Here is a 25,805-nt window from a genome sequence, read left to right as displayed (position 1 = left end):
TGATTCTAGTTCGGTTGCTTTTTGTAGGTCATCCGAGAATAACGTATCACTAACCGCACGTAGACTTTCGGTTTCGTTGAGTTGTGCGAATACGAGTAATTTCAAGAATGAAGCAATGTACAGCTTCTTTGTATAGTAATTTAATTGATAGGCTTCCACAAGTTCCTCTAGTTTTGTGGAGGAAATCGGTGAAAGCCATTGTTCAAATGATGTTTTTCGTGTAAACTTATCCATGTGTATGTCCTTTATTTTGGATTTGGATGGTTTACTACCACCCAACCATTATAAAGGATTTTTTTGTGCATGAATAATATTGCAGAAAATTCAGATTTATAAAGGTAGGGGTGTAAAAGAAATTGAAGTTGAGAAAAGAAAAAATGAAAAGTTATAAGAGCTATTGCTGTCAACGAGAAATAGAAGAAATGATGGGGATATGGAAAAGGGGTTATTATCGGAAAAATGGAGCTATACGTCAAAAATAATTTAGATTTAAATTTCCCAAAAATCATTGAATAAAAAATTCTCCATAGAGCAATATAAAAGAGTAACAAAAAAAAATTCAAGGAGGAAATTATCATGACAGTAATAAATGACGTTAAAACAGCTCTAGCAGGATTGAAAAGTGCTCAAGCAAGTTTTGAAACATTTGCTCTTAGTACAGATAATCAACAAGCTAAGCAACTTTACCAAGATGCAGCTAAGCAAACCCAATCCGTTGTAGACAGCATTGAACCACGTGTTCAACAAATCGAACAAGAAGAGCCTCAATACAAGCAATAAGAATAGGATAAAAAGGTTGGTTCAATTAACCAACCTTTTTACACTTCAATTCTTGAGTAGAAACGGACAGGTGATTGTATGAAAAGAAAGATAAGAAGATTAAATCATTTTCTTTTTTTAGCCATGATTATTGTATATATATCCGGATGTACGGGGCAACAGAATCATTCGACTAATGGCAATGATGATACAACGATCGTCAAGGTACATACAAACCAACCCATTAATCAAACAGTTGCCAATCAAGCAAAAGAAAAGATCATAAAAGAGGAAGAAGTTTCGGCTGTTAAAGCAGTAAATACCGATAAAGAGCTGTTAATGGCGATAAAAGTAGATCAATTTCATCGCTTTCAATTAAAAAAAATCAAAAAGAACGTGAAAACAGACTTAGAAAAAGCTTATCCGGATTATAAAGTCTTAGTTTCAACTGATCAAAAAATCTATTGGGAGTTGGAACAATTAGAAGAAAAACTGCAAAAAGACAAGATAAAGAAAAAAACATTAAAAAGAGAATTTAACAATATTAAAAACCTTATGAAAGAAAAAGCGTGATGAAAGAGGTATACACATGTCAAATAATCAAAAGAAACAATTAACACCTGTCCAACAGGAATATCAAGATCTTGAAAAACAGAAAGAAACCAAGAGACCAGTAGTTAAAAATTGTATCAAAGCTTTTTTTACGGGTGGGATCATTTGTCTTATTGGCCAAGCCATTCAACTGTTTTATATTTATTATTTTGATTTTACAGATCAAACGGCTGGAAACCCAACAGTAGGGACCATGATTTTTATTGCTATGCTTCTAACAGGCTTCGGTGTTTACGATCGAATTGCTCAATTTGGAGGTGCCGGTTCCGCGGTTCCCGTTACCGGCTTTGGAAATGCCGTCATATCAGCATGTATTGAACATCGAACGGAAGGATTTGTCCTAGGTGTTGGTGGTAATATGTTTAAGTTAGCTGGCTCCGTCATTTTATTTGGTACCTTTTCGGCATTTGTTATTGCGGCCATTAAAACGATTCTCATACAGTGGGGTGGCTTGTAATGCTTACGGGACATCGTACATGGGTCTTTGATCAAAAACCTGTCATTATCTCCACTGGAACGGTCGGAGGTCCTTTTGAAGCAAAAGGAGCACTTGCTAATGATTTTGATTTACTTCATTCTGATTTATGGTTAAAACAGGATTCTTATGAAAAAGCGCACAAGGTTTTGGTAGAAGAAGCGAGTCAAAAAGCTATCGAAAAAGCAGGTCTTCAAAAGGAACAGGTTCAGTTTTTCCTTGGAGGAGATCTGATTAATCAAATGACGCCCACTAGTTTTGCTTGCCGAACACTTGGCACACCGTACCTTGGATTATTTGGTGCTTGTTCTACATCCATGGAAGGACTGGCTCTTGGTGCTTACTTAGTTAACACAAAAGGAGCTAACTATTTGTTAACTGGTGCTTCGAGTCACAATACCGCCGTCGAAAAACAATTTCGTTATCCGACCGAATACGGTGGACAAAAACCACCTACTGCTCAATGGACAGTGACAGGTGCTGGCGTTGCTTTGTTAAGTGATTCTGGAGAGGGACCTCGTGTGACCTCTGCAACGATTGGACGCGTGATCGATATGGGAATGACGGATCCATTTAATATGGGAGGAGCAATGGCTCCGGCGGCTGTTGATACCATTGAAGCACATCTTACTGAGCGAAATCTTGATCCATCTTATTATGATTTGATTGTAACGGGAGATCTTGGCCACATTGGACGAGAAGTCTCGCTTGATTTATTTAAAAAACATGGAACACCAATACGTGAAGAACAATATCAAGATTGTGGCCTTATGATTTATCGAGAAGGACAGCCAGTTCTATCTGGCGCTAGTGGGCCAGGATGTTCAGCAACCGTTGTATATGGTCATCTATTAAACCGAATGAAAAAAGGCGAATTTAAACGAATATTAGTCGTAGCAACAGGTGCTTTATTATCGCCATTAAGCTTTCAGCAGGGTGAAACTATTCCTTGTATCGCTCATGCGGTATCAATTGAATATGGAGGTGAATAAGAGCTATGATTTTCTTTTGGGCTTTTGTTGTAGGAGGCTTGATCTGCGTTATTGGGCAAATTATGTTTGATGTATTTAAGCTTACACCAGCACATACCTTAAGTACATTTGTAGTGATTGGCGCTCTTCTAGATGGGTTTGGTTTATACGAACCTTTTATCGATTTTGCAGGAGCAGGAGCGACCATTCCTATTACAAGTTTCGGAAATTCTCTTGTACATGGGGCAATGGCTGAAGCCGAAAAACATGGGTTAGTAGGTGTTATTTCAGGAATGTTTGAAGTAACAAGTGCCGGAATTTCAGCCGCCATTATTTTTGGAATGATTGGCGCTATATTTTTTAAACCAAAAGGATAAGGAGGATGTAAAATGACGATTGCATCAGATGTGAAACAATGTCTTGTCAGTCTTAAAGGAGTAGAAGCTGGTTTATCCAATTTAGCATTACGAACTCAAGATGATCAATCAAAGCAGACTTTGCACGAAACGATGAATGTCATGAATGAAATCGTAACAGATTTAAAAAATCGAGTGGGAGAATTGGAGAGAGAAGAAGCCCAATATAAAGGTTTTTAAGACGAACAGCTTTTTCTAATTTTATAGGAGGTGTAAAAGATGCCAGATTGGTTAATTGTAGTTTTGCGGTCTTTACTGTTTTTAGTTATTCTTTTTGCTATTACAAAATGGTTAGGTAAAAAACAAATATCTGAGCTTTCCTTCTTTGAATATGTCACCGGTATGACCATCGGTAATATAGGAGCAGACATGGCCACGGGAATTGATAAAAGCATTGCTCATGGGATACTTAGTATCGTAATCTTTGCGGCAGTACCCTTCTTAGCAGGCATCATTTCCTTGAAAAATAAACATTTTCGCGACTTTATGGAGGGGAAAGGGACGGTTTTTATCAAAGATGGAAAAATCATGGAAGATAATTTGAAAAAGGAAAAATACACAATCGATGAATTGTTAGAGTTACTTCGACAGAAAAGTGTCTATCAGGCAGCTGATGTGGAATTTGCGGTATTAGAGCCAACCGGCGATCTCAACGTCTTGTTAAAGAAAGAAAATCGACCGTTAACCGCAAAAGATTTAGGGATAGCTGTTGCTCCAAGTAAGGAACCTCAAACAGTTATTATGGATGGTGAAATATTAGATGAACCATTAGCGACAATTGGCCAAAGCAGAAGGTGGTTACACACTGAACTAGAAAAACTAGGAGTTACCATTGAAAATGTCTTTCTTGGGCAGGTAGATTCTTATGGGCAATTAACCGTTGACCTTTTTGATGATAAACTTCAAGTTCCTTCTCCTCAAGAAAAGCCTTTATTACTTTCAACCATGAAAAAATGTCAGGCGGACTTAGAATTATTTGCGCTTGGGACAGAAGTAGAAAAAGCGAAACATATGTATAGCCAAAACAGTCAAAAGTTACAAGAAGCCATTGATAAAGTGACCCCTCTTTTAAGAGGTTAAATAAGGTTATGACGGGTTTCAAGCTATAAAGTCAGAAGTAACAATTTAGCAGTTGGCATAGGACAGAAGGGTCTTTAGTAAAATCCATTAATGGATATAGTATAAACATAATTTTTAATAATGGATAATAAAGACCTGCGGTAGTATGTCAACTGAAAAATGAAAGAATGTAAAGTTATCAAAGGGCAATTTACTTAAAAAAAGCATCACGAAACTAGACCAGTAACGAATGTTATTTACTGGAAATTATTTGAAAGATAGCAATGACAAGTTTTATGTCATATTTTCACGCCCCTTTCTGGCGTAAAGAGTTGGTGACTGCGTTAGTAGCGCATCCACCAATCGCACGAGTTTTCTTGCGGTTAGAACGAGTGCACGTTTGTGTTGATGTTTTGGTACTTCACTGTACTTTTTCACGTAGTAAATCCCGGTAATCCGGAACTTGCCTTCTTACGGAGTTGGCGGCTTCAACTAAGTAATATCGCAAGTAGTAGTTACCGTTACGTGATAAGGACTGTCTTCGGCAGTAAAGCGCCCAGACTGATGCTTTCGCCAGTATAGACTTGCGTATTTCGCTACTTTAGTTTCATCATCAAACCGGTCTATTTGGCCAATTTCAGCTATGATACCCGCAGCGAATACGGAACATGGGTTACTACAACCGATAGAGCTCTTACCGGATATCCCGTAATTAGTGGTACCTTACCCCCTGTTGGAGTCTTTTTAACATCGAATATACTTAGTCAGCTACAGCAGAATAATGTAAGATTTTAGGTTTAAATGGAATAAATGTAAAACGAACCTCCTTTTTTGTTTTTCGATACATCTCCAACATTAAATTTCCTGTGACAAAACAAACTAATTACAAAATTATTTGAGGTGTCTCATGAGAAAAGGTCAATCTGAACAATTCCTCGTATTCCAAACGTATACTTGCTACATAGTTTGTACATATTAAGGGAAAAACTAAGGAGGAATTTTAGTTGGAGTGGATTTTTTTTCTATACCTGTTAAATACGTTCTTTATCTTATTCATAGCAATTTGGGAAGTTCGTCGGCCAGCCAAAGCTTTGAATTGGATAGTAATCGTCCTTGTTTTGCCTGTCGTTGGTTTCTTACTATATCTTAGCATATCAAATCCCAAGCTTATTCATCGTAAAAGATTGACCTCTTTTCATAATGAGTCTGATAAGTTACCTGATACATGTAGTGATTCAGCATCGATAATCGCCGATGCTTTAAGGTATTTTACTGTAGGCGGGCTTCGAGTCGGCAAAGTCCAAGTACTAAACAATGGAATAGCAAAATATGAACAACTTATCGAATCCCTACAAAAAGCCCAAAAAACCATTGATCTGGAATATTTCATCTATCGGAACGACCAAATTGGTAATCGCATCACAGAACTGCTGATCGAAAAAGCAGTAAATGGAGTGCGGGTTCGTTTTATTAGAGATGGTTGGGGGAGTAAAAAATTTCCGCGTCAAAAAATTCTTCAGATGGTGGAAGCAGGGATAGAATGTCGGACAATATTTCCTTTAAGCTTTCCCTGGATTTTGTCCAATTGGAATTATCGGGATCATTGTAAGATTGTCACGATTGACAGAAAGGAATCCTTTACTGGCGGTATGAACGTTGGGTATGAATATACGGGATTAAAGCCAGACGTAGGATTTTGGAGGGACACTCATTTGCAAATTATAGGGGAAGCAACAGACGACTTGCAGACTATCTTCGACGTTCATTGGAATATAGCTGTACCAGAACGGATAAAGTCAAAAACAAAATCTGAGGCAACGAAAAAGGCCACTAAAATCCCAAAATATAAATCAAAGGAAATCAATCCAACCGGCAGCATAGATCTTTCAAGATGGTCTGCCGAATTAGGATCTGAGTTATGGCCTATAGAAGGTAAAACAGACAATACTCAAACAAAGACAGGAGAATTGCAAAAAGCATACATCCATACGTTGGAAGGAAACCCTGGAATTCCTACACCAGTTATTCGTCAAGCTTACTTTATATGTATAACACAAGCGACCAAAACCATTGATATAACAACGCCCTACTTTATACCAGAAACAGATATTATTATGGCATTAAAGACAGCTGTGGCTCGTGGTGTACGGGTAAGATTACTTGTTCCTCGCCATATTGATCAAAAAATTGTGGGCTTTGCAAGTCGTACCTATTACGGGGAACTTATAGAAGCTGGGGTCCAAATCTACCAGTACGATAAAGGAATGTTACATGCGAAACTGATGATCATTGATGAGGAAATTGCAGAAGTAGGCTCAGCAAACTATGATATGAGAAGTTTTCGCCTGAATTATGAAGTGTGTCAAGTCTTGTACAGTGCTGATGTGGCAGGGGAACTCACAGAGCAGTTCGAGAGGGATCTTACTGATTCTGTACCATTAAGAATTGAAGACTTGCTGCAACGATCCCTGACCGATCGCATTGTTGAACAGGGTTCTCGCCTGCTTTCTCCATTATTATAAGATGATGTATCCTGTTTTTATTGTTCTATCTTAAATCTATATTTTAAAAATTTCATTGTTTTTAAAATATTTCTGATTCATTTGAAAAAAGTCGAAAACCCGTGTTAGAAGAACTTTCAACATGGGTTTTTTTCTTATTTACGATGGAATTTTATTACTAAAAAATAGAAATACTAAAAAAGGCAGCTCAAAGAGTTTGAATTCAAAAATAGCTGTTAGCTTTTAATTTAAATATAGGGGTGATATCAATAGATAATATATTTGAAAATCTTAAGGAAATAAGTTTATTAGAAGATAAGCTGTATCATTTTTATCTACACTTCAAGATCTTACAACTAAGTAAAATTTAAATTGGAGGAAAAAACTTTGGAAGAAGTTAATATTGGTTTAGTAACGATCAAAGTCATAGTAGGTTTTGTCACCTTATTTTTTATTATTATCATAACAGGCAGAACATCCATCTCTCAGTTAACCCCGTTTCACTTAGTTTTTGTGTTAGTACTTGGAGATCTTTTAGGAAATACCATGTATGAAGATAAGGTAAGGACTTTTCACTTTTTATATGCCATCGGATTGTGGACGCTTCTCATGTTGGTGATAGAGTTTATGACTCTAAAAAATAAATCGATACGTTCTCTCTTATTAGGCGATCCTAACATCATCATTCGGGATGGTGTCATGGATCGAAAGTTACTTAAAAAGAACAAATTGGATGTAAATCAAGTTTTGAGTATACTTCGACAAAATAATGTTTTTTCAGTTCGCGAAGTCAAATACGGTATATTGGAAGCTAATGGGGAAATAAGTTTATTATTAAAATCTAAGTATCAAAACCCAGACAAGCAAGATCTCAATCTTCCAGAAAGTCAAGTAGACCTCCCAACATCGTTAATTATAGATGGGGAAATTTTATGGGATAATTTACATGAACTCGGATTTGATCAACAGTGGTTAGATAACCAATTAACTACCAATGGATATGATAATGTAAAGCGTATACTTTACGCAGATTGGCGGGAGAGTGAAGGCATACATATAAGTCCCAAATAAAATTTGTTAGAATAGGAGTACATCAATTTTCTTGGTGAATATAATGTGGATTTAAAAAAAGATGAACCAGAGAATCCGTTTTATGAATTTATCAGATAGGGTGATTGTTACTCTTTGGTTTTCCACAATCGGGCGCTTTTCTAGAGTAAGGATTGCGCTCTTTTCGCTCTAAGTGTTCATTACAAAAAACCAGCTAATATCTTGACCGGATATTAGCTGGTTTTTGTCACCAATCAAAAGGTTCTAGTGCAAAGATTGCATTTATTTTAAAAGCCATCAATTTCGCCATACATATGCTGTCAAAATGTTAAACGGTGGTGCAGATATTTTAACAGTACAAGAGTTATTGGCTCATGCTTCTCCAGAAATGACACTAAGATATGCAAAACTACTAGATGATACCAAAAGAAAAGCCTTTGAGTCAAAGGGCTTTTATTTAGTTTGTTGTCAACTTTTGAAAAAATTTGTTTAAGCCATATAAAACTGCTCCTATGAAACTTCCTAAAGCAATTGATCCAATAATCATTAAACTAATTTCCTTAATTGTAACTGGTGTCATAAACTGAGTGGATGAAAATAATAAAACGATAACGATTGGTATTAAAATATCAATGCTGGTATTTTTCAATTTTTATTCTTTACACCAGGAACATTACTCATTACTGTTTTAGGGAGCTTTGCTTTCTTTTTCGTCAGTGGCTTAACTTATTTTAAACATAAAGCTATCTAAATGGTGAAAAAACCCTTCTATTATATAATAGAAGGGTTAGCCTGCTTTCGGTAAAGTAAAACCGAGACCAAATACATCTCGCACATCATGCACTACAACAAACGCTTGATCGTCCACTTTATGAATAATTCGCTTTAGCTCTAAAAGCTCTTGCTTGTTAATTACAATATAGAGTACTTGTTTGGCTTCTTTTGTATAGCTGCCGTGCGCTGTAAAAACCGTTACGCCACGCTCCATCTTATTATTAACTTGTTCAGCCACTTCGTTTGAACGAGTTGAAATAATCGTTACGGCTTTGCGAGGGTTTAATCCTTCAATAATATAATCAAGTACCTTTGTACCAATGTAGAGTGCGATAACGGTGTACATCGTTTTTTCGCCTCCAATTACAAAATAGGCACTTCCTACAACGACTAAATCAATCGCAAGCATGGTTCTGCTAATATTCCAATCAAAGTATTCATTAGTCATTCGAGCAATAACCGCAGATCCACCTGAGGTCCCCCCGCCTCTAAACACGAGGCCAAGACCGATTCCAACGAATAGGCCAGCGAAGATGGCGCCTAAAAGCGTATCGTCTAGCGGTGCTCCTGCTTCTTCAGTTAGATGTAAAAAAACCGAAGTAGCAACAATAGAAAGGACCGTATAGACAATGACGCGTCTATGTAAAAACTTATATCCAACCAAAACGAGCAGGCCGTTAATAATAAAGTTTGTTATACTTGGAGACCACTGGAACAGGTAGTATGTAATCATAGTAACCCCAGTTACGCCACCTTCTGCAAGCTCGTTTGGAATAGCAAAATAGTTGATACCAAGCGCAAAAATTAAGCTACCAAATAAAATTAGTATAATTTCTTTTATTCGTTTTACCATCATATACATCTTCTTTCTAGTGTGTTAATTTTCATTCTGGCGAAACTATCTCCATGAAAATGTATTATATCAAGGAGACTACTGGAATGAAAGACTAGTTTTTAAAAACGAGAGGTAAATTTTTTGACACGCTGAACTTCATATGGAAAAATGAAAAAGTTATGCAATGAATAAAGCATATTATGATAAATAAAAATAATTTCTGCCTTACAAAAAGAACGTATGTTCGTTAATGTGGATAATGAAAGGGGAGAGGGAGTTGTATCAAGAAGAACTAAAAAAATATGCCAAGCTTTTGATGCCCGAACATGTGGAGCAGATGAAAGAAATTTATCGTTCTCATCTAAAATTAGAGACACCACCAGCACGAATGCAAGGTAGAGAAAAGATTAGTCAAATCCTTCATACAGCGTGCGAACAACATCGACTAGTTAATCTACATGTTTATGAAGGAGGTAGCGTTCGAAAGTATGATCGAGTCACGATTGATTGTATTGATCAGCAATCAAACCGCCTTTTAGCAACGGGTCCTTATTATACATATTCTATTCGGGAAAGCTTTGTTGTTAACGCAATGCTGTGCATGGATTAAGCTGCTTCAATTTTGAAGTAGCTTTTATTGTATTCATTGGCTTTGTATCTTTTTTGTGGAGTCTGCATATACTGATAAAAAAGCTCGCGGCAGCACGAGGTAGTATTGAGACGAGGTAGTATTGAGTGTAAAGTGTGCCGTAGCTATATAAAAAAGAAGGGGAAAGATATGCAAAATGAAAAAAGTCAAGTGAGAGAAATTGAGTTAACGCAGTTCATCAAAAGAAGGCTCGTTCGCTTTGCATCTAGTTTAGCTATTTCATCGGCGTTAGCATCCATTTTATACATGCTGTTGTTTCTATTTAAATAACGAACTTCCCAATGGTTGTCCAAAAAAATGGACAACTTTTTGGTGTGGGCAAATTTAAGTGAACAAGCTTTATTTGTTATAAAACAATCATAAACGTTCAATGATGACAGGTTGAACAATTAATATGACCGCATTATAACATTTGGTTATAACGTTTGATTTTAGTGTAAATGTGTTGAAACCTACATATTAGAGCGCTTCCGTTAACCGTAAGTTTTTATTAAAAAAAATAAAAAAAGTGAATGAAACTGATTTTTTATGATTGATTTTGAAAGATTTGCGTGTTAAAGTAAAATCATGAAAGATAAATGAAAACGCTTTTTTGGAAAAGGAGTCACGTTATGCTAACACCTGAAAGGCATCAGCTAATGTTAAAGCTTTTAAAAGAAAAAGAGCTTGTTAAAGTGCAAGAGTTTATTGAAGTGACGGGTGCCTCTGAGTCCACAATACGTCGTGACTTAAGTCAGTTGGAAGAAGAACAGCTACTTAAACGTGTTCACGGTGGTGCTTCACTAATTCAGAAAAAGCGAATTGAACTAAGCGTTATAGAAAAAGCTGATAAAAATGTAGAAGACAAACAAAGAATTGCTGAATACGCAGCTTCTCTTATCCATGAAGGCGATTGCATCTTTTTAGATGCAGGAACGACAACGTATGAAATGATTCCATTTTTAAAACAAAAAGATGTAGTTGTTGTGACAAATGGGCTTATGCATTTAAATTTAATGCTTAAAGAAGGTATTACCCTTTATTTAACAGGTGGTGCTCTTAAGCATAAGACAGGTGCTTTAATTGGAAATGGTGCGCTCTTAAGTTTAGAGCAGTATCGCTTTGATAAATGCTTCATGGGAGCAAACGGAATTCATCATCAATACGGATACACCACACCGGATCCTGAGGAAGCCCTTATTAAACAAACAGCGATGAAGCTATCTCATGAGTCTTATATCCTGGCAGACTCAACAAAATTTTTTGAAACCAGCTTTGCAAAAATAGCAGACCTACATGCAGCAACTGTTATTACAAATGAGCTACCGCAAGAGGTGCTTATACAATATGCAAACAAAACAGACATAAAGGTTGTGAAATTATGATCTATACATGTACGTTAAACCCTTCAGTTGATTACATTGTACATGTAACAGACTTTAAAGAAGGCGAATTAAACAGAACAACAAGCGAAGTAAAGTTTCCGGGTGGAAAAGGAATTAACGTATCTCGCGTGTTGAAACGATTGGGCGTCGAAAACAAAGCGCTTGGTTTTATCGGTGGGTTTACTGGAACATATATTGAAGATTACTTGAAAACGGAAGAAATCAAAACCGCTTTTACAAGAGTTAATGAAGATACTCGCATTAATGTAAAACTAAAAACAAAAGCTGAAACAGAAGTAAATGGACAAGGGCCTACTATTTCGGAAGAAGCTCTTCAGCAGCTTTTACAGCAAATCTCTCAGATGAAAGAGCATGATGTGCTTGTGTTAGCAGGCAGTATTCCGAAAACGCTTCCAAAAGATATTTATGAAACGATTACGCAACAAGCTACTGCTAAAGGTGTGAAAGTTGTCGTAGATGCAAGTGGGAAAACACTTCTAGATGTAGTGAAGCATAATCCATTTTTTATTAAGCCAAATCATCACGAGCTTGGCGAATTATTTAATGTTGAGGTAAGCGGTGTAGAAGATGCAATTCAATACGGTCAAAAACTAGTCGAAATGGGAGCAAAAAACGTAGGAGTTTCCATGGCTGGGGACGGGGCACTGTTGATTACAAAAGATGCAGTGTACCGAGCAACTGCACCAAAAGGGAATGTTAAAAACTCAGTTGGAGCAGGCGATTCACTAGTAGCGGGTTTTCTAGCTGCTTACACAAAAGAAAATGACTTACTTGAGGCATTCCGTACAGGAGTGGCATCGGGTAGTGCTACAGCTTTCTCGCTTGAACTATGTGAAAAAAGCTATGTAGAAGAATTATTAGAACAAGTTTCAATTACAAAGATAAAGTAGGGGGAGCCGAGAATGAGAATTACAGAGCTATTGAAAAAAGACACAATCATTCTTGATCTACAAAGTTCATCAAAATCAGATGTTATTGATGAGTTAGTTGGCAAATTGGATGAAGCAGGTCGTTTAAACGATCGTGAAGGATATAAGCAAGCAATTTTAAACCGTGAATCACAAAGCACAACGGGAATTGGTGAAGGGATTGCCATTCCACATGCAAAGACAAGCTCGGTAAAGATGCCAGCAATTGCATTTGGGCGTTCAAAAGAAGGGCTTGACTATGAATCGCTTGATGGTCAGCCGGCACACTTATTCTTTATGATTGCGGCAAGTGAAGGAGCAAATAATGCTCACTTAGAAACGCTATCACGCTTATCAACGTTATTAATGGATATAGATTTTCGTCAGTCATTATTAAATGCTGCGTCAATTGATGAAGTTATCCAGTTAATTGATGATAAAGAAACAGAGAATGAACAGCCAGAAGAAGTTGATACAAAGTCGGACGATGAGCTAGTTTTAGCAGTTACGGCGTGCCCAACAGGTATCGCTCATACTTATATGGCAGCAGATAGTTTAAAAGCAAAAGCAAAAGAAATGAACGTTACGATTAAAGTTGAAACAAACGGTTCAAGTGGTATTAAGAACGCATTAACAGCTGAAGAAATCGAAAAAGCAACAGCAATTATCGTAGCGGCTGACAAACAGGTTGAAATGGCTCGCTTTGCTGGTAAAAAGGTCATACAAGTACCAGTAGCACAAGGGATTCGTAAACCAGAAGAGTTAATTAATCGAGCGCTTAAAGGAGATGCACCTGTTTATAGCGGTGACGGTGGTAAATCTGAGAGTGGTTCTTCTGGAAGTTCAGAACGTAAAGGGTTTTATAAACACTTAATGAGCGGTGTATCTGCAATGCTTCCATTCGTAGTAGGAGGCGGGATTTTAATTGCCATCTCATTCATGTTTGGTATTGATGCAGTCAAACCCGATGATCCAACCTATAATGCGTTTGCAGCAGCATTAAATACAATTGGTGGCGGTAACGCATTTGGTTTAATGATTCCAGTATTAGCTGGTTTCATCGCGATGAGTATTGCCGATCGTCCAGGTTTAGCACCAGGTATGGTCGGAGGTTTAATGGCTTCTACTGGTCAAGCAGGTTTCTTAGGTGGGCTAATCGCAGGTTTCTTAGCAGGTTATATCATACTTGGATTGAAAAAATTGTTCAGTCGTTTACCACAGGCATTAGATGGTATTAAGCCAGTTCTTTTGTACCCATTATTCGGGATATTCATTACCGGAATGATTATGCTTTATGTCATTATCGATCCAGTTAAAGCAATCAATGATGGATTAACACAGTGGTTGAGTGGGTTTGAAACAGGTAACTTAGTATTATTAGGAATTATTTTAGCAGGTATGATGGCCGTTGATATGGGTGGCCCAATCAACAAAGCAGCATTTACGTTTGGTATTGCAATGATTGATGCAGGAAACTTTGGTCCACACGCTGCAATTATGGCTGGTGGTATGGTACCTCCATTAGGCTTAGCGTTAGCAACAACAATCTTCAAAAATAGATTTACACAGCAAGAACGTGAAGCAGGAAAAACATGTTACGCGCTGGGAGCTTCATTTATTACAGAAGGAGCTATTCCATTCGCAGCAGCAGATCCAGGTCGCGTAATTCCAGCAGCGGTTATTGGTGCAGCAGTAGCAGGTGCCTTAACAATGGTATTTGGTATTGGTTTACCAGCTCCTCACGGTGGTATTTTCGTAATTGGTGTAGTAGAGGGTAACCCATTCTTATACGCACTAGCTATCATTATCGGTGCAGTTGTAACAGCTCTACTTGTTGGAGTATTGAAAAAGAAAAAAGTAGTTTAAAAGTTAAAACCTCCTGTAAAAAGCAGGAGGTTTGTATTTATATTATAGACATTTGTTCTTTTTGGAAGTACAATAGATTTAATATTCGAAGAATTGTTAGAAAAATTAGACAGAAAGCTTTTTTGTCAGACAGATTATGTTACAATAGTTGAATATTAAAAACAGGTAAGGAAGTGTCTCAAACATGAAGGTTTCGAAATTCGGCGGGAGTTCAGTTGCAAGCGCAGCGAAATTTAAACAAGTTGCACAAATCATTCAAGCAGACAAAGAGAGAAAAATGATTGTTGTATCTGCACCAGGAAAGCGATATGCTGATGACACAAAAATGACAGACTTATTAATTGCGTTGGCTGGGAAAATTCAGCTAGGTGAAGATTACGTAGAAGAGTTTGGCAAAGTCATTGATCGTTATCGAGAAATTGTGACTGAGTTAGAAATGTCTGAAGAGATTATCACGGAAATCATTGATAACATTGACTCATTAATTTCTTTACATAAAAATGACCCATTCCGCTTATTAGATTGTTTGAAAGCAAGTGGTGAAGATAATAATGCAAGATTAATGGCTGCATATCTACAGCATTTAGGAGAAGAAGCTTCGTATGTAAATCCTAAAGAAGCGGGTATTTTTGTATCAGATGAGCCAGGTCGAGCAAGAATTTTAGAGCTTTCTTATGAAGAGTTACCAAAGTTGAAAGAGCGTGAAGGCATTTTAGTTATCCCGGGCTTCTTTGGTTACTCTGAACAAGGCAATATTGTGACGTTTTCAAGAGGTGGTTCTGATATTACAGGTTCTATTGTTGCTGCTGGTGTTAAAGCAGACTTATATGAAAACTTCACAGATGTAGATGCAATTTATAGCGTAGATCCAAGACTTGTTGAAAAACCTTGTGAAATGAAAGAAGTGACGTACCGAGAAATGCGCGAATTGTCTTATGCAGGCTTTTCTGTTTTCCATGACGAAGCGCTTGAACCTGTCTTTAAATCCGGGATTCCGGTATGCGTCAAGAATACAAACAATCCCAAGGCAAAGGGAACATTTATTGTCTCTAAGCGAAAAGTTGGCGAACAACCTGTCGTAGGCATTGCAGGTGATAAAGGCTTCTGCAATATTCATGTCGATAAATATTTGTTAAATCGTGAAATCGGATTTGGCAGACGGCTTCTGCAAATTTTAGAAGATGAAGGGATTTCATACGAGCATACGCCGTCCGGAATCGATAACATTTCAGTCGTTATGCGTGAACATCAGCTAACGCCGGAAGTAGAAGAGCGGGTACTTGATCGTATTCAAACAGAGTTGGAAGTAGATAACATTTCAATTGAACGAAATTTAGCGCTAGTAATGGTAGTAGGAGAAGGAATGAACAGTTCTGTTGGAATTGCGGCTAAGGCTACAGAAGCATTTGCCAAAGCAGGCGTGAATTTAGAAATGATTAACCAAGGCTCTTCAGAAGTAAGCATGATGTTTGGAGTAAAGGCTGATGCACTTGAAAAAGCAGTACAGGCATTGTACAACACTTATTTTAATAAAATGTACAGCATTTCATATTCAAGCGTAAAGTAATTTACTAGTATGCGTATAATAAACGTCTCCGTTGGGTATACGAATAGTAGTCGTATATTTAAGGAGGCGTTTTTTATGTTGAAAAAAGTATCTGTTCTTTCTGTATCGTTCGCTGCTCTATTAGGTTTAGCTGCATGTAATAATGATGAAGTGGAATCTCCACCACCAGAAGCTCCGGTTGAAGACAACGTAGAGCAACAATCAACAAACAGCGAAAATGATCAAAATAGGGCGTTTAACTTCTCGAAGTTCGATTTGGATGTAGAGTATGAAGGTTTAAACAATGACTATGAAGTAGAATACGAAAATGAAAAAGATGATATGGAAGCAAAAATTGACGATGAAGCAAATGATAAGCATTTAAAAGGCAATGAGGCTTTTGAAGAGCTATCATCTAAGTTTGAAAAATTAACGTTTGACCAGAATACACCTGAAAAAGATGTTGTCAAAGAAGTAGTAAAAGTATTTAATTTAAATAGTGATTATGAATCATTTGAATTAGAAGTGCGCTTTGCTGATGGAACTGAAAAAAAATACATTATTAACAAATAGAAAAAAGATGCTGAGACATAAATATCTCAGTTAGTGATCTATCCGAACGATTGAGAGTTAACTCTCAATCGTTCGGATTTTTTGTTGGTTCAGAAAACAATTTAAAAAAAGAGTGGGGCGCAATGGAACGAACTTGTTCCTACAACCCAACCATTATAAAAAAGTAATGGTTCTTCTTTGATTTGAAAAGGAATTATTTCGTCCTGTCCCGCGCTCTTTTTTTGACGTCTAAAAACCTATGAAATGTGAAAGGATGATGATATGAAAGCTAAAGGAGGAATTAATAATGAAAACAATCTTAATGAAATGCTGTGTCAGCGCAGTTTTCTTACTGTTAGCTGCCTGTGGGTTAGGACAAGGTCAACAACATTCCCAGGATGAGTACCAACCAGCTACAGAAGTAAATAAGGAATCAGTTGCGCCATTAACGGTAGAATTAATGGATACAAAAGGGGCAAAAGTAGGGAAAGCAACCTTTACAGAAGAGAAAAATGGAGTTCGTATCAAAGTCGAAGCAGAAGGGCTAATTCCAGGTAGACATGGTTTTCATATTCACGAAATTGGTAAATGTGAAGTTCCAGATTTCAAAACCGCAGGTGGACACTTTAATCCCTATGATCGTAAGCATGGATTTAAAAACCCGAAAGGTCCTCACGGTGGTGATCTTCCTAATTTAGAAGCAGATAAGCGCGGGAAAATTAACGCAGAGACTTTCGCTTCACTTGTAACGCTAGCGGAAGGAAAGCCTAATTCATTACTAGATGTTGACGGTTCATCCCTCGTTATTCATGCAGGGCCAGATGATTATGAAACGGACCCTGCAGGGAACTCTGGCGACCGCGTTATTTGCGGCGTCATTACGAAATAAAACGTTAAAAAGTAAAAGTCGCGAAGGAGCGTTTTATGTAAAGGGAGGACTGTATCAAGTTGCAGAAAGACTTCAGACGTACATTGAAAATCATGGAGGAAAAGCAATAAAAGGAAGAGAAGCAGTACGAATAGAAAGAAAGGACAATCGGTGGATTATCCATGACCATCGTGATAATTCCTATGATGCTTTTCATGTTGTGTGCAATGTGCCGGTTCAAAACTTAGGCACAATACTAGATGAAGACGTATATATGAAGCTAACCCCAAAGCTGAGAGCAAAAGCGAAATTACCGCAGTGGGGTACATATACGATGTATTTGGCTGTCAAAGAAGAAGATTTACCGAATAATCTTTCTTTATTTCAGCAAATTCTTCTATCAGAGCAAGGAGATATGACAGAAGCTGAACACATTTTTGTTTCCATCTCCCATCCAAATGATGAAAAGCGTGCACCAAAAGGCTATCGAACGATTACAGCTTCAACTCATATTGAGCTAAACAAGTGGCAAACAAAAGAAGCTTACGATGCTAAAAAACAGTGATGGAAACAAAAATGATTGAAGGAATAAAAACAGTCATTCCACATATTGAATCTGCCATTCATCAAATTTCAGGTGGACCGGTGGCGTAGGAACGTTTCACATCCAGAGCTCAAGGGGGCGTAGGAGGATTTCCTCAAACGTTAGAGAATGCTCTGTTTAACAGTCTTTCCCATCGCTCGGGTGTTAAGGGCATGGCTCTGTGGAGATACGATTTTCCCTGGTGCAGGAACGATCGGAGCATCTGTAAGCGGGTATCATGTATTTCAAAGCATCACTGAACATAAATATACTATATAAGGTGTGTTAAAAAATGGGAGGTGGTGCTTTGCGAGAAGAGATTAACGTCTTGTTGTTTATGGACCCAGGTATTGATGATGCCTTGGCGCTTATGTATGCTCTTTTACATCCTAATATTAACGTAGTAGGGATTGTGAGCGGATATGGAAATGTATCAAAAGAAGATGCGATTTTAAATACTTCTTATGTTTTAACGTTAGCAAATCGTAAAGATATTCCAATTATAGAAGGGGCTAAAGGACCAATCACAGGTGAAATCTCTGTTTTTTATCCTGAGATACATGGAGAAACTTTAGGGCCAATTAATGTTCCTCCATCCTTTGCGTTACCGGTGGAGTCATTTAGTAAATCATTCGAGTTAATTGAAACGTATAAAGGGAATATTACGGTGATTGCTACGGGACGTCTAACGGAATTAGCTATGTTATTTGTACTTCATGGGGATGTATTAAATGAATATGTAAATGAATTTTTTATAATGGGTGGCGCTTTTATGGTGCCAGGAAATGTTACGCCTGTTGCAGAAGCTAACTTTCATGGTGATTCTATTGCGGCTAATGTAGTTATGGAACGAGCAGAAAAGGTGCGAGTGTATCCATTAAACGTTACTCATAAGGTTATTGTAAAGCCGGAAACGATTCAAAAAATATCATCAACCAGTCAAAACCCATTTCAACCTCTAATATTACCAATTTATACTTATTATTTTGAAGCCTATAAAAAGCAATGGCCTGGTATACAAGGAACGCCTATACATGATATCGTTCCGTTAATGGCTTTAGTTAACGATGAGCTTATTCAATATGTTCAACGTAAAGTAAGTGTAGAGTTAAGTGGAGAAGCAAAAGGACAAAGTATCGCAGATTTTCGACCTAAAACATTAGTTGAAGAACAAAAAGAACCATCATATATAGCTTGGGGTATTAATGAACAGGCATTCCTAAAAGAGCTTACGACAATTTTAGTAAGACCCGTAAAATAAGTAAAGTCCCCATGATACTGGGGACTTTACTTATTATGATAAAAAGAGCTTCCACCACTTTCGCTTTCTTTTCATATCAGCAGCAGCTGTTTGGCGAAATGTTTGAACAAAATCATTGAACATTTCTTCTCGCTCAGACACATTTTGGCGGTGAAGCTTTCTTTCCTTTTCCATTTCTTTCAAATAGTAAACGCGTTCTTCATTCATGGAATCAATTAAATCTCGCAGTTCTTCTGTCGTATGGCTAGAAGAATTAGAGAGCTTTTCGACCATAAATTTAACTTGATTCATTGCAACGGTAGAATTGCTAGAAAAGCGATCAAGTAAATATTGCATCTCTTTTGATGATTCATCGGCATTCGCTACGATATCTTTCATATACAATTTCATTTCTTCAGCGCTTTGCTCTGCGGTATGAGACTGTTCATCCATAATGGACGAGATTTCATCTAATGCTTTTTCATTGGCACGGATAATTTTCTTAGACATATTCTCGACTTCTTTAGCGTTACGTTCTGAAGACTCAGAGATAACAGCTCCCACCGTTTCAACCATTTCGTACGTTTGATTAGCGCTTTTTTCAAGCTCTTTTTTTACTTCACCAACAATTTCTTCACGTACTTCGTTACGCATTCCTTCACGCATTTCTTTTAATAAATCATCTTTAAATGAATTTAATACTTCAAAAACATCCTCGTAGCGTCGCACCGCTTCTACAAGTTCTCCTTGCAATATTTCTCGTTCTTGTACGATAACGTCATTAGAAGAGACGGGTTCTGATTCATTAGCATGAAGATGACTTTGTTTGTTTAGTAGCTCTTCATTAGACACGTTCGCTTTCTCTTCAGTAATTGGTTCTTCAATAGGCGGGTGAGTTTTCTTTTCATCTATTTCCTCAATTCTGTCTTCAGGTTTCTCAAGGGATTTTGACTCTACATCTTCGTTCGTCTCTGCAGACGACACTTCGTCAACTGTAGGAGCAGCTTCTTCATAGACCGTCTGCGTTTCTTGGCTCACTAGCTGTATGTATTCTTTCACTTCATCTAAGGTGCAGTTTTCCGCAAATAGCTGGTTAATATCACTGAGCAACTCAATTTTGTCCTCAGTATATACACGTGCTCCATCTCTTCTCTCAATATATAAATAACCCTGTAAGGAACTTTCCCACCCTTTTAATGTGCGACGATCTATATCTAGGCGGTCACATACAGCTTTAATTGTATAAATTTCAGTCATTTTTTTTCCTCCTCTAATTCTTTCCTAATAAAAAGTATGTATTAGCTTGATTTTCGTTGTATGTTGTATTCACCATATCTAACTAATTTTTCCTGCTAGGTGACAAAGGTTGTCAAAACTAGACGACATTAGCCTTTTATGTAAACAAAAAGAGAAATTTGTAAAATGCTCGTATGTATAAAAAGTTGACAGTATAAACTAAGTTCGATAAGATATGTTCAAATGTTTAAGTTTTTAAATATATAAACGCAAGGGCTGTTTTAAATGGAAAAAGGATATGCTTTGATTACAGGTGCGTCAGGTGGAATTGGAAGACAATTGGCATATCATTTTGCGGAAGATGGCTATTCACTCGTATTAGTAGCACGTAGTAAAGAAAAGTTGGAAGAGTTAAAGAAAGAGCTTGAAAATAACTATTCAATTTCTGTTTTAATTAGTATAAAAGATCTTTCTAAACAAAAAGAGGCGTTAAAGCTTTACGATGAAATAAAGCAACAACGTATTACGGTTCAGTTTCTAGTCAACAATGCTGGCTTCGGTTTATATGGTACATTTATCGAGACATCTTGGGCTGAAGAAGCAGATATGATTGACTTAAATATAAAAACGCTCACGTATTTAACGAAGCTATTCTTACCAGAAATGGTGGAGCGTAACCAAGGGCGAATTCTTAACATTGCATCAGTAGCTTCTTTTTTACCTGGACCATTGATGGCTGTTTACTATGCAACAAAGGCCTATGTTTTATCGTTTACTGAAGCGTTGGAGAATGAGTTGAAAGATACTAATATAACCATTAGTGCGCTTTGCCCAGGGCCTACTAAGACGGGCTTTAGTGACCGAGCTAATTTAAGTGGCTCAAAATTATTTGAATCAGGGGCTCTCCATGTGGAAGATGTAGCGAAAGTAGGTTATGAACAATTCATGAGAGGGAAAACGATTATTATACTTGGAGCAAAGTTTAAAGTAGCAACTATGCTGCCGAGGTTTTTCCCACGTAAGCTTATTACAAAAGTTGTAAGAAGTATGCAAGAAGTTAAGTAAGAGAGGATAGGTAGCATGAGTACACGCGCAGTGGAATTATTTCGATCCAGTATTCCTGTTTTTCAAGCACTAAGCGATTCAGCGAGACAGGACATTATTTTATTATTAGCAGAAAAGGAACCGCTAACGGTCAATGAAATCGCAAAAGAATCAACCCTCTCTCGACCAGCAGTTTCTCATCACTTAAAAATATTACGTGACCAAAAGCTTGTAAGTATTGAGCAAAAAGGAACGCAGCGTTATTATTCACTCGCATTAGAAGATGCGGTAGGGCTATTAAAGGAATTAATTTCAACAATTGAAAAAGAATGTTTATGATCAAAGAGGTGAAGAAATGAAGCATAGTGAGTATTACGTTACAGATGAGAACATTATCAGCAATATTGTCGAAAAGCAAAAGCGGTACTTCTATGAACAAAAGACAAAGTCCAAAGCCGTGCGAGTGCAGGCACTAAAGGATTTGCAATCCATGATTAAATCCAATGAAGAAGTAATTATGGAGGCGTTGAAAAAAGATTTAAACAAATCAGAAATAGAAGCGTATGCTTCTGAGATTGGCATTTTGTTAGAAGAAATTCGCTTTACGCTAAAGCATTTAGACGGCTGGATGAAGTCTAAAAAAGCAAAGACAGTCATGACTCATATTGGTTCAAAAGGATATATCATCCCGGAACCTTACGGAGTGACGCTCATTATTGCACCGTGGAACTACCCGTTTCAACTAGCTATTTCACCATTAATTGGCGCTATTGCAGCGGGCAATACAGCAATTATTAAGCCGTCGGAACTGACGCCTAATGTTTCAAGGGTAATGGAAGAATTGCTTGCCAAAACGTTTGACCCTTCGTTTGTTACAGTTATAGAAGGAGCTGTGGAAACGACTCAAATCTTATTGAAGCAACCGCTGGATTATATTTTCTTTACAGGAAGCGTCAACGTTGGAAAAGTCATTATGCAAGAAGCAGGAAAGCAGCTCATTCCAGTCACGTTAGAGCTAGGAGGTAAGAGCCCTTGTATTGTGCATAGAGATGCAAATGTTGAACTTGCGGCTAAGCGCATCATGTTTGGTAAAAGTATGAATGCTGGTCAAACATGCGTTGCTCCAGACTACTTGCTAGTTCATAAAGACGTAAAGGTTCAGCTTATTGCACAGCTACAGAAAGCGGTAACGCAGTTTTATGGCGAAGATGTACTCACAAGCGGGCGTTATGGCAGAATTGTCAGTGAGAGACACTTCGATCGTTTAATTGAGTTTTTACAAGATGGAAAAGTTGTAATTGGCGGTAATTATAATGAAGAAACGCTCCAGATTGCTCCAACCGTCTTAGACGAAGTAAAATGGGATTCAAGCGTTATGCAAGACGAAATTTTCGGTCCAATTTTACCTCTTATTGAATATGAAAGTGTAGATGAGGTCGTAAGTGCAGTTCATCAAAAAGCAAAGCCGCTAGCTCTATATTTGTTTTCAGAAAGTGAAGAGGTTCAGCAGCAAATTATTAACACGGTTTCATTTGGGGGAGGGTGCATTAACGATACGATTATGCACCTGGCAACGCCGCACCTGCCATTTGGAGGAGTTGGAGAGAGTGGAATCGGTCAATATCACGGTGAGGCAAGCTTTAAAACGTTTTCACACTTTAAAAGCGTGCTGAAGCAAACAACAAAGTTTGATTTTGCCTTTAAGTATCCGTCTGATAACCAAAGTCTAAAAACGATTAAAAAGTTTTTGAAATAACGTCAAACGAAAGGGCTTCTTTATAAGAAGCCCTGTTTGTTATGAGTGCACGATGGTTTGAGATAGAGGCCATTGCTCTTGTTTGTAGGCCATGTCCCAAAATAGATACTCAAGTTCGCAACTTTTGATAAAATGCTCTTTCATACGTCTACGTTCCTCAGCTGAAGCTTTTTCTGCTAACTCATCTAATTTGTCACAAAACCATTTTGTCGTTTCTTTCATTTCTCCATTGGTATAAAAGGAAATCCATTCGTAAAAAGGGTGATCCGGTGTTAAGTTCACTTCGCCTGCAATACGCTCGCCAATTTCAACGTATGTCCATGGACATGGCAGTAGCACAGCAATAATTTCACCTAGTGTCCCTGTATGTGCGACCGTCATCATGTGGCTAATATAATGATTTGCTGTTGGTGCTAAGGGCTGATGCTTCATATCTTCATAACGAATGCCAGCTACTTTACAAAAATTATTATGAGGATGGACTTCACTATGTAAAACAATTGAAATACCGTTATTAAACACTTCCATTTCATCACGGGTACTACATTTTGTTAACGCCGCACCGTATATGCGAACAAAAGCAGTTAAATATTCATAATCCTGTGACACATAATGAATTAAAGCTTCTTTTGGAACTTTTCCTTCCTTAATACCTGCAACAAATGGATGTTGAAAGATGGAATCGTAAATGTAAGCTGCTTCTTTGCGTAATTGAGCTGAAAATGACAATTGATATTCCTCCCTAATTGAATCCACAAGGAATGCACTTATAAATGTAGGCAATAACAAAAAAACACCCCATTATATGGAGTGGTAAAGACAGTTGTTGGTGTATTACACGACAACGCCGTACCACTTTCCTACGCTGGTATAAGCCAGATCAGGTTCAAAGGGATCAAGATTCCTTGTCTCAGCCAAACGGCACCCCTAGTGGATTCTTTCATTTTATTCTTATTCAATTTAACATAAAAAAAAGAATTATACAAAAGTTTAGAAAAAACGGTTCAAAAGTAATGGAAAGTAGTAGTTTGAATAGTGATATTTTAAAAAAATAAATGAGATAAATTACATATGAAACTAGTAACTAAACGATTGAAGTAGTTAATGAAAAAATGAGAAAATTGTCACGAATCTTGTCGGAATGTGCAAAGGCTGTGCTATCATGCTATAATAATTGTAAGTTCGTTACGTTTAAACAAGCTCAATTAAAGAATTAAGCTACAAATTGAAGAGGTATTTAGCTGAAGCTAAATGGCCTTTTCAGTTTGCCTAGTTTAATATAAATTAGTCCTGTCAATTTAGTAGGAATTATATTTTTTAAGGAGGTTGTTTAATGAATCTATCAGCATGGGATTTATTTGTGGATCTTGGTTTCATCTCACTGTTATTAGTGGCTGGTACCATTATTCGAGCAAAGGTCAGGTGGGTACAAAACTTATTTTTACCTGCGAGTATTATTGCCGGAATATTGGGTTTAGCATTAGGGCCAAACGGTATTGGCCTCATTCCATTCACTGATCAAATTGGAACTTATCCAGGTATTCTAATCGCGGTTATTTTTGGTGCAATTCCAATTGCAACTCAAAGTGTAAAGTTTAAAGAAATAGCGGGTCGCGTAGGTAGTATGTGGTCGTATTCTCAAATGATTATGCTAGCAATGTGGGGCGTCGGTTTACTATTTTCATTGCTGCTATTAAATAACGTTTGGGGAGATTTAAACTTAGGATTTGGCTTGTTATTAGCAGCAGGATTTATCGGTGGACATGGAACAGCGGCTGCTGTCGGAGATGCGTTTGCAAAGCAAGGATGGGAAGAAGGATTATCGCTAGCGATGACATCAGCAACAATTGGTGTTATTTGCTCAATCGTAGTAGGGTTGGCGTTCATTAAATATTATTCGAAAAAAGGTGAAACAAATTATCTTGCAAGATTTGAAGACTTACCACGAGAATTAAGAACAGGATTAATCCCCCCTGAAAAGCGCACTTCTACAAAAATGGATACGGTATCATCGATTGCTGTTGATCCACTTGTCTTACATGTGGCTTTAGTGACAATTATCGCATTAGGTGGCTACTATTTAAGTGAGCTAGGTCAAACGTTATTGCCTTCAGTAACAATACCGGCTTTTTCACTAGCTTTTCTTGTAGGTTTAGCTATTAAAGGTATTATGAAGAAAACGAATAGCGATCAGTATATTAATGCAGATGTAATGAACAGAATTAGTGGAAGTGCAACAGACTTCTTAGTTGCGTTTGGTATTGCTTCTATTAGTTTATCAGCGGTAGCAAGCTATATTGTACCTTTTGCACTGTTATTATTATTCGGTCTGTTGTTTGCATGGTTTGTATTCCGAGTTCTTTCTGGCAAGTTCTTTGGTCCAATTTGGTTTGAACGAGGAATTTTTACTTGGGGATGGATTACAGGAACAACGGCAATGGGAATCGCACTATTGCGTATCGCGGATCCTGAAAGCAAAAGTAAAACACTCGATGATTACGCGTTGGCATATATACCGATTGCGCCGGTAGAGATTCTCCTTATTACATTTGCTCCATTAATGATTGCAACGAGCCAGCATTGGTTGTTTGTGCTTATTACAATTGGAGCAAGCATAGCTATTTATTTATTTGCCATGTTAAGAGGATGGGTTAAAAACGAAAAGAAATCATCCAGTCAATCAAGAAGTATAGAAGCAAATTCAAAATAACAACTCAGTC

General features: G+C 37.4%; 28 protein-coding genes, 2 pseudogenes and 1 riboswitch. Of the genes and pseudogenes, 24 read left to right on the top strand and 6 right to left on the bottom strand.

All coding sequences use genetic code 11. The features are described 5' to 3' along the window. Positions 1-234: DUF4372 domain-containing protein (locus tag AS180_RS04590; RefSeq protein WP_139109151.1), on the bottom strand; the 234-nt coding region annotated here is incomplete at its 3' end. 342 nt (positions 235-576) lie between these two features. On the opposite strand from AS180_RS04590, the gene AS180_RS04585 reads away from it, so the two are divergent. From AS180_RS04585 to AS180_RS04555, 7 genes are all read left to right on the top strand, one after another. Beyond that, the gene (locus AS180_RS04585; protein ID WP_061785506.1) at positions 577-780 is read left to right on the top strand and encodes a DUF1657 domain-containing protein; all 204 of its coding nucleotides are present in this window, start codon (positions 577-579) and stop codon (positions 778-780) included. A gap of 78 nt (positions 781-858) precedes the next feature. After that, entirely contained in the window at positions 859-1,332 is a 474-nt protein-coding gene (locus tag AS180_RS04580) for a YhcN/YlaJ family sporulation lipoprotein (protein WP_025910777.1), read from the top strand. Between the two features lie 16 nt (positions 1,333-1,348). After that, complete coding sequence (gene spoVAC, locus AS180_RS04575) at positions 1,349-1,828, top strand: stage V sporulation protein AC (RefSeq protein ID WP_025910776.1); 480 nt, start codon at positions 1,349-1,351, stop codon at positions 1,826-1,828. Continuing rightward, entirely contained in the window at positions 1,828-2,838 is a 1,011-nt protein-coding gene (gene spoVAD / locus AS180_RS04570) for a stage V sporulation protein AD (RefSeq protein WP_062686494.1), read from the top strand. The genes spoVAC and spoVAD overlap by 1 nt, the downstream gene beginning before the upstream one ends. 5 nt (positions 2,839-2,843) lie before the next feature. After that, entirely contained in the window at positions 2,844-3,194 is a 351-nt protein-coding gene (gene spoVAE, locus AS180_RS04565; protein ID WP_025910774.1) for a stage V sporulation protein AE, read from the top strand. Between the two features lie 12 nt (positions 3,195-3,206). After that, positions 3,207-3,413, top strand: a complete 207-nt coding sequence (locus AS180_RS04560; protein ID WP_034655740.1) for a DUF1657 domain-containing protein — start codon at positions 3,207-3,209, stop codon at positions 3,411-3,413. Positions 3,414-3,452: 39 nt separating this feature from the next. Further along, positions 3,453-4,313, top strand: a complete 861-nt coding sequence (locus tag AS180_RS04555; RefSeq protein WP_062686493.1) for a DUF421 domain-containing protein — start codon at positions 3,453-3,455, stop codon at positions 4,311-4,313. A gap of 278 nt (positions 4,314-4,591) precedes the next feature. On the opposite strand, the pseudogene AS180_RS21515 reads toward AS180_RS04555, so the two are convergent. Further along, a pseudogene (locus AS180_RS21515) lies at positions 4,592-4,955 on the bottom strand (transposase); the annotation flags it as partial. Positions 4,956-5,296: 341 nt separating this feature from the next. On the opposite strand from AS180_RS21515, the gene AS180_RS04550 reads away from it, so the two are divergent. The 3 genes and pseudogenes from AS180_RS04550 to AS180_RS21510 form a co-directional block, all read left to right on the top strand. Continuing rightward, entirely contained in the window at positions 5,297-6,814 is a 1,518-nt protein-coding gene (locus tag AS180_RS04550; protein ID WP_062686492.1) for a phospholipase D-like domain-containing protein, read from the top strand. 366 nt (positions 6,815-7,180) lie between these two features. Next, positions 7,181-7,864, top strand: a complete 684-nt coding sequence (locus AS180_RS04545) for a DUF421 domain-containing protein (RefSeq protein WP_062686491.1) — start codon at positions 7,181-7,183, stop codon at positions 7,862-7,864. A 265-nt stretch (positions 7,865-8,129) separates the two neighbouring features. Then, positions 8,130-8,288: pseudogene (locus tag AS180_RS21510) on the top strand (tyrosine-type recombinase/integrase); the annotation flags it as partial. A gap of 12 nt (positions 8,289-8,300) precedes the next feature. Here AS180_RS21510 and AS180_RS22230 read toward each other — a convergent pair. Further along, a complete protein-coding gene (locus tag AS180_RS22230) occupies positions 8,301-8,492 on the bottom strand; it encodes a hypothetical protein (protein WP_025910766.1) in 192 nt (63 codons plus the stop codon). Between the two features lie 138 nt (positions 8,493-8,630). Then, positions 8,631-9,470 (bottom strand): YitT family protein, encoded by an 840-nt coding sequence (locus AS180_RS04535; RefSeq protein WP_025910764.1) that lies wholly within the window; start codon positions 9,468-9,470, stop codon positions 8,631-8,633. 259 nt (positions 9,471-9,729) lie between these two features. Between AS180_RS04535 and AS180_RS04530 the strand changes: the two genes are divergently transcribed. The 10 genes from AS180_RS04530 (at position 9,730) to AS180_RS04490 (ending at position 19,070) form a co-directional block, all read left to right on the top strand. After that, positions 9,730-10,062, top strand: coding sequence for a YolD-like family protein (locus AS180_RS04530; protein WP_160169909.1), 333 nt, complete (start codon positions 9,730-9,732; stop codon positions 10,060-10,062). Between the two features lie 168 nt (positions 10,063-10,230). Beyond that, on the top strand, positions 10,231-10,371 hold the full coding sequence (locus tag AS180_RS23120) for a hypothetical protein (RefSeq protein WP_165932490.1): 141 nt from the start codon (positions 10,231-10,233) through the stop codon (positions 10,369-10,371). A gap of 341 nt (positions 10,372-10,712) precedes the next feature. Beyond that, positions 10,713-11,465, top strand: coding sequence for a DeoR/GlpR family DNA-binding transcription regulator (locus AS180_RS04525; protein ID WP_025910762.1), 753 nt, complete (start codon positions 10,713-10,715; stop codon positions 11,463-11,465). Then, positions 11,462-12,376, top strand: coding sequence for a 1-phosphofructokinase (gene pfkB, locus AS180_RS04520; protein WP_025910761.1), 915 nt, complete (start codon positions 11,462-11,464; stop codon positions 12,374-12,376). Before AS180_RS04525 ends, pfkB begins: the two co-directional genes overlap by 4 nt. Before the next feature lie 12 nt (positions 12,377-12,388). Further along, positions 12,389-14,260: a PTS fructose transporter subunit IIABC gene (locus AS180_RS04515; RefSeq protein WP_025910760.1), complete on the top strand. Its 1,872-nt coding sequence runs from the start codon at positions 12,389-12,391 to the stop codon at positions 14,258-14,260. Positions 14,261-14,444: 184 nt separating this feature from the next. Beyond that, a complete protein-coding gene (locus tag AS180_RS04510; protein WP_025910759.1) occupies positions 14,445-15,827 on the top strand; it encodes an aspartate kinase in 1,383 nt (460 codons plus the stop codon). Between the two features lie 75 nt (positions 15,828-15,902). Further along, the gene (locus AS180_RS04505; RefSeq protein WP_025910758.1) at positions 15,903-16,379 is read left to right on the top strand and encodes a YusW family protein; all 477 of its coding nucleotides are present in this window, start codon (positions 15,903-15,905) and stop codon (positions 16,377-16,379) included. 286 nt (positions 16,380-16,665) lie between these two features. Beyond that, entirely contained in the window at positions 16,666-17,247 is a 582-nt protein-coding gene (locus AS180_RS04500) for a superoxide dismutase family protein (RefSeq protein WP_025910756.1), read from the top strand. Then, entirely contained in the window at positions 17,180-17,791 is a 612-nt protein-coding gene (locus AS180_RS23115; RefSeq protein WP_025910755.1) for an FAD-dependent oxidoreductase, read from the top strand. The genes AS180_RS04500 and AS180_RS23115 overlap by 68 nt, the downstream gene beginning before the upstream one ends. A 310-nt stretch (positions 17,792-18,101) precedes the next feature. After that, entirely contained in the window at positions 18,102-19,070 is a 969-nt protein-coding gene (locus AS180_RS04490) for a nucleoside hydrolase (RefSeq protein ID WP_025910753.1), read from the top strand. Positions 19,071-19,103: 33 nt separating this feature from the next. On the opposite strand, the gene AS180_RS04485 is transcribed toward AS180_RS04490, so the two are convergent. Next, positions 19,104-20,306, bottom strand: a complete 1,203-nt coding sequence (locus AS180_RS04485) for a MerR family transcriptional regulator (RefSeq protein WP_025910752.1) — start codon at positions 20,304-20,306, stop codon at positions 19,104-19,106. A 264-nt stretch (positions 20,307-20,570) separates the two neighbouring features. On the opposite strand from AS180_RS04485, the gene AS180_RS04480 reads away from it, so the two are divergent. From AS180_RS04480 to AS180_RS04470, 3 genes are read left to right on the top strand one after another with little or no spacing between them, the layout of a single operon-like run. After that, positions 20,571-21,350, top strand: coding sequence for an SDR family NAD(P)-dependent oxidoreductase (locus AS180_RS04480; protein ID WP_025910750.1), 780 nt, complete (start codon positions 20,571-20,573; stop codon positions 21,348-21,350). 15 nt (positions 21,351-21,365) lie between these two features. Then, a complete protein-coding gene (locus tag AS180_RS04475; RefSeq protein ID WP_025910749.1) occupies positions 21,366-21,668 on the top strand; it encodes an ArsR/SmtB family transcription factor in 303 nt (100 codons plus the stop codon). Positions 21,669-21,684: 16 nt separating this feature from the next. Next, a complete protein-coding gene (locus AS180_RS04470; RefSeq protein ID WP_035321082.1) occupies positions 21,685-23,085 on the top strand; it encodes an aldehyde dehydrogenase in 1,401 nt (466 codons plus the stop codon). A gap of 39 nt (positions 23,086-23,124) precedes the next feature. Here AS180_RS04470 and tenA read toward each other — a convergent pair whose 3' ends face one another. Further along, positions 23,125-23,814, bottom strand: coding sequence for a thiaminase II (tenA, locus tag AS180_RS04465; protein WP_062686490.1), 690 nt, complete (start codon positions 23,812-23,814; stop codon positions 23,125-23,127). A gap of 111 nt (positions 23,815-23,925) precedes the next feature. Next, a riboswitch (TPP riboswitch) is annotated at positions 23,926-24,024 on the bottom strand. A 394-nt stretch (positions 24,025-24,418) separates the two neighbouring features. Between tenA and AS180_RS04460 the strand changes: the two genes are divergently transcribed. Next, the gene (locus AS180_RS04460; protein WP_025910620.1) at positions 24,419-25,795 is read left to right on the top strand and encodes a sodium/glutamate symporter; all 1,377 of its coding nucleotides are present in this window, start codon (positions 24,419-24,421) and stop codon (positions 25,793-25,795) included. Positions 25,796-25,805: the final 10 nt, after the last annotated feature.

The sequence above is a fragment of the Priestia veravalensis genome (assembly GCF_001457055.1).
Taxonomy (GTDB): domain Bacteria; phylum Bacillota; class Bacilli; order Bacillales; family Bacillaceae_H; genus Priestia; species Priestia flexa.
This window is presented reverse-complemented; position numbering and strand designations above follow the sequence as displayed.

What these genes read in the sequence shown, in the direction of transcription:
- AS180_RS04585 (WP_061785506.1), top strand. Translation starts at nt 577, where the DNA reads ATGACAGTAATAAATGACGTTAAAACAGCTCTAGCAGGATTGAAAAGT.
- AS180_RS04580 (WP_025910777.1), top strand. Translation starts at nt 859, where the DNA reads ATGAAAAGAAAGATAAGAAGATTAAATCATTTTCTTTTTTTAGCCATG.
- spoVAC (WP_025910776.1), top strand. Translation starts at nt 1,349, where the DNA reads ATGTCAAATAATCAAAAGAAACAATTAACACCTGTCCAACAGGAATAT.
- spoVAD (WP_062686494.1), top strand. Translation starts at nt 1,828, where the DNA reads ATGCTTACGGGACATCGTACATGGGTCTTTGATCAAAAACCTGTCATT.
- spoVAE (WP_025910774.1), top strand. Translation starts at nt 2,844, where the DNA reads ATGATTTTCTTTTGGGCTTTTGTTGTAGGAGGCTTGATCTGCGTTATT.
- AS180_RS04560 (WP_034655740.1), top strand. Translation starts at nt 3,207, where the DNA reads ATGACGATTGCATCAGATGTGAAACAATGTCTTGTCAGTCTTAAAGGA.
- AS180_RS04555 (WP_062686493.1), top strand. Translation starts at nt 3,453, where the DNA reads ATGCCAGATTGGTTAATTGTAGTTTTGCGGTCTTTACTGTTTTTAGTT.
- AS180_RS04535 (WP_025910764.1), bottom strand. Translation starts at nt 9,470, where the DNA reads ATGGTAAAACGAATAAAAGAAATTATACTAATTTTATTTGGTAGCTTA.
- AS180_RS23120 (WP_165932490.1), top strand. Translation starts at nt 10,231, where the DNA reads ATGCAAAATGAAAAAAGTCAAGTGAGAGAAATTGAGTTAACGCAGTTC.
- AS180_RS04525 (WP_025910762.1), top strand. Translation starts at nt 10,713, where the DNA reads ATGCTAACACCTGAAAGGCATCAGCTAATGTTAAAGCTTTTAAAAGAA.
- pfkB (WP_025910761.1), top strand. Translation starts at nt 11,462, where the DNA reads ATGATCTATACATGTACGTTAAACCCTTCAGTTGATTACATTGTACAT.
- AS180_RS04515 (WP_025910760.1), top strand. Translation starts at nt 12,389, where the DNA reads ATGAGAATTACAGAGCTATTGAAAAAAGACACAATCATTCTTGATCTA.
- AS180_RS04510 (WP_025910759.1), top strand. Translation starts at nt 14,445, where the DNA reads ATGAAGGTTTCGAAATTCGGCGGGAGTTCAGTTGCAAGCGCAGCGAAA.
- AS180_RS04505 (WP_025910758.1), top strand. Translation starts at nt 15,903, where the DNA reads ATGTTGAAAAAAGTATCTGTTCTTTCTGTATCGTTCGCTGCTCTATTA.
- AS180_RS04500 (WP_025910756.1), top strand. Translation starts at nt 16,666, where the DNA reads ATGAAAACAATCTTAATGAAATGCTGTGTCAGCGCAGTTTTCTTACTG.
- AS180_RS23115 (WP_025910755.1), top strand. Translation starts at nt 17,180, where the DNA reads ATGATTATGAAACGGACCCTGCAGGGAACTCTGGCGACCGCGTTATTT.
- AS180_RS04490 (WP_025910753.1), top strand. Translation starts at nt 18,102, where the DNA reads ATGGGAGGTGGTGCTTTGCGAGAAGAGATTAACGTCTTGTTGTTTATG.
- AS180_RS04485 (WP_025910752.1), bottom strand. Translation starts at nt 20,306, where the DNA reads ATGACTGAAATTTATACAATTAAAGCTGTATGTGACCGCCTAGATATA.
- AS180_RS04480 (WP_025910750.1), top strand. Translation starts at nt 20,571, where the DNA reads ATGGAAAAAGGATATGCTTTGATTACAGGTGCGTCAGGTGGAATTGGA.
- AS180_RS04475 (WP_025910749.1), top strand. Translation starts at nt 21,366, where the DNA reads ATGAGTACACGCGCAGTGGAATTATTTCGATCCAGTATTCCTGTTTTT.
- AS180_RS04470 (WP_035321082.1), top strand. Translation starts at nt 21,685, where the DNA reads ATGAAGCATAGTGAGTATTACGTTACAGATGAGAACATTATCAGCAAT.
- AS180_RS04460 (WP_025910620.1), top strand. Translation starts at nt 24,419, where the DNA reads ATGAATCTATCAGCATGGGATTTATTTGTGGATCTTGGTTTCATCTCA.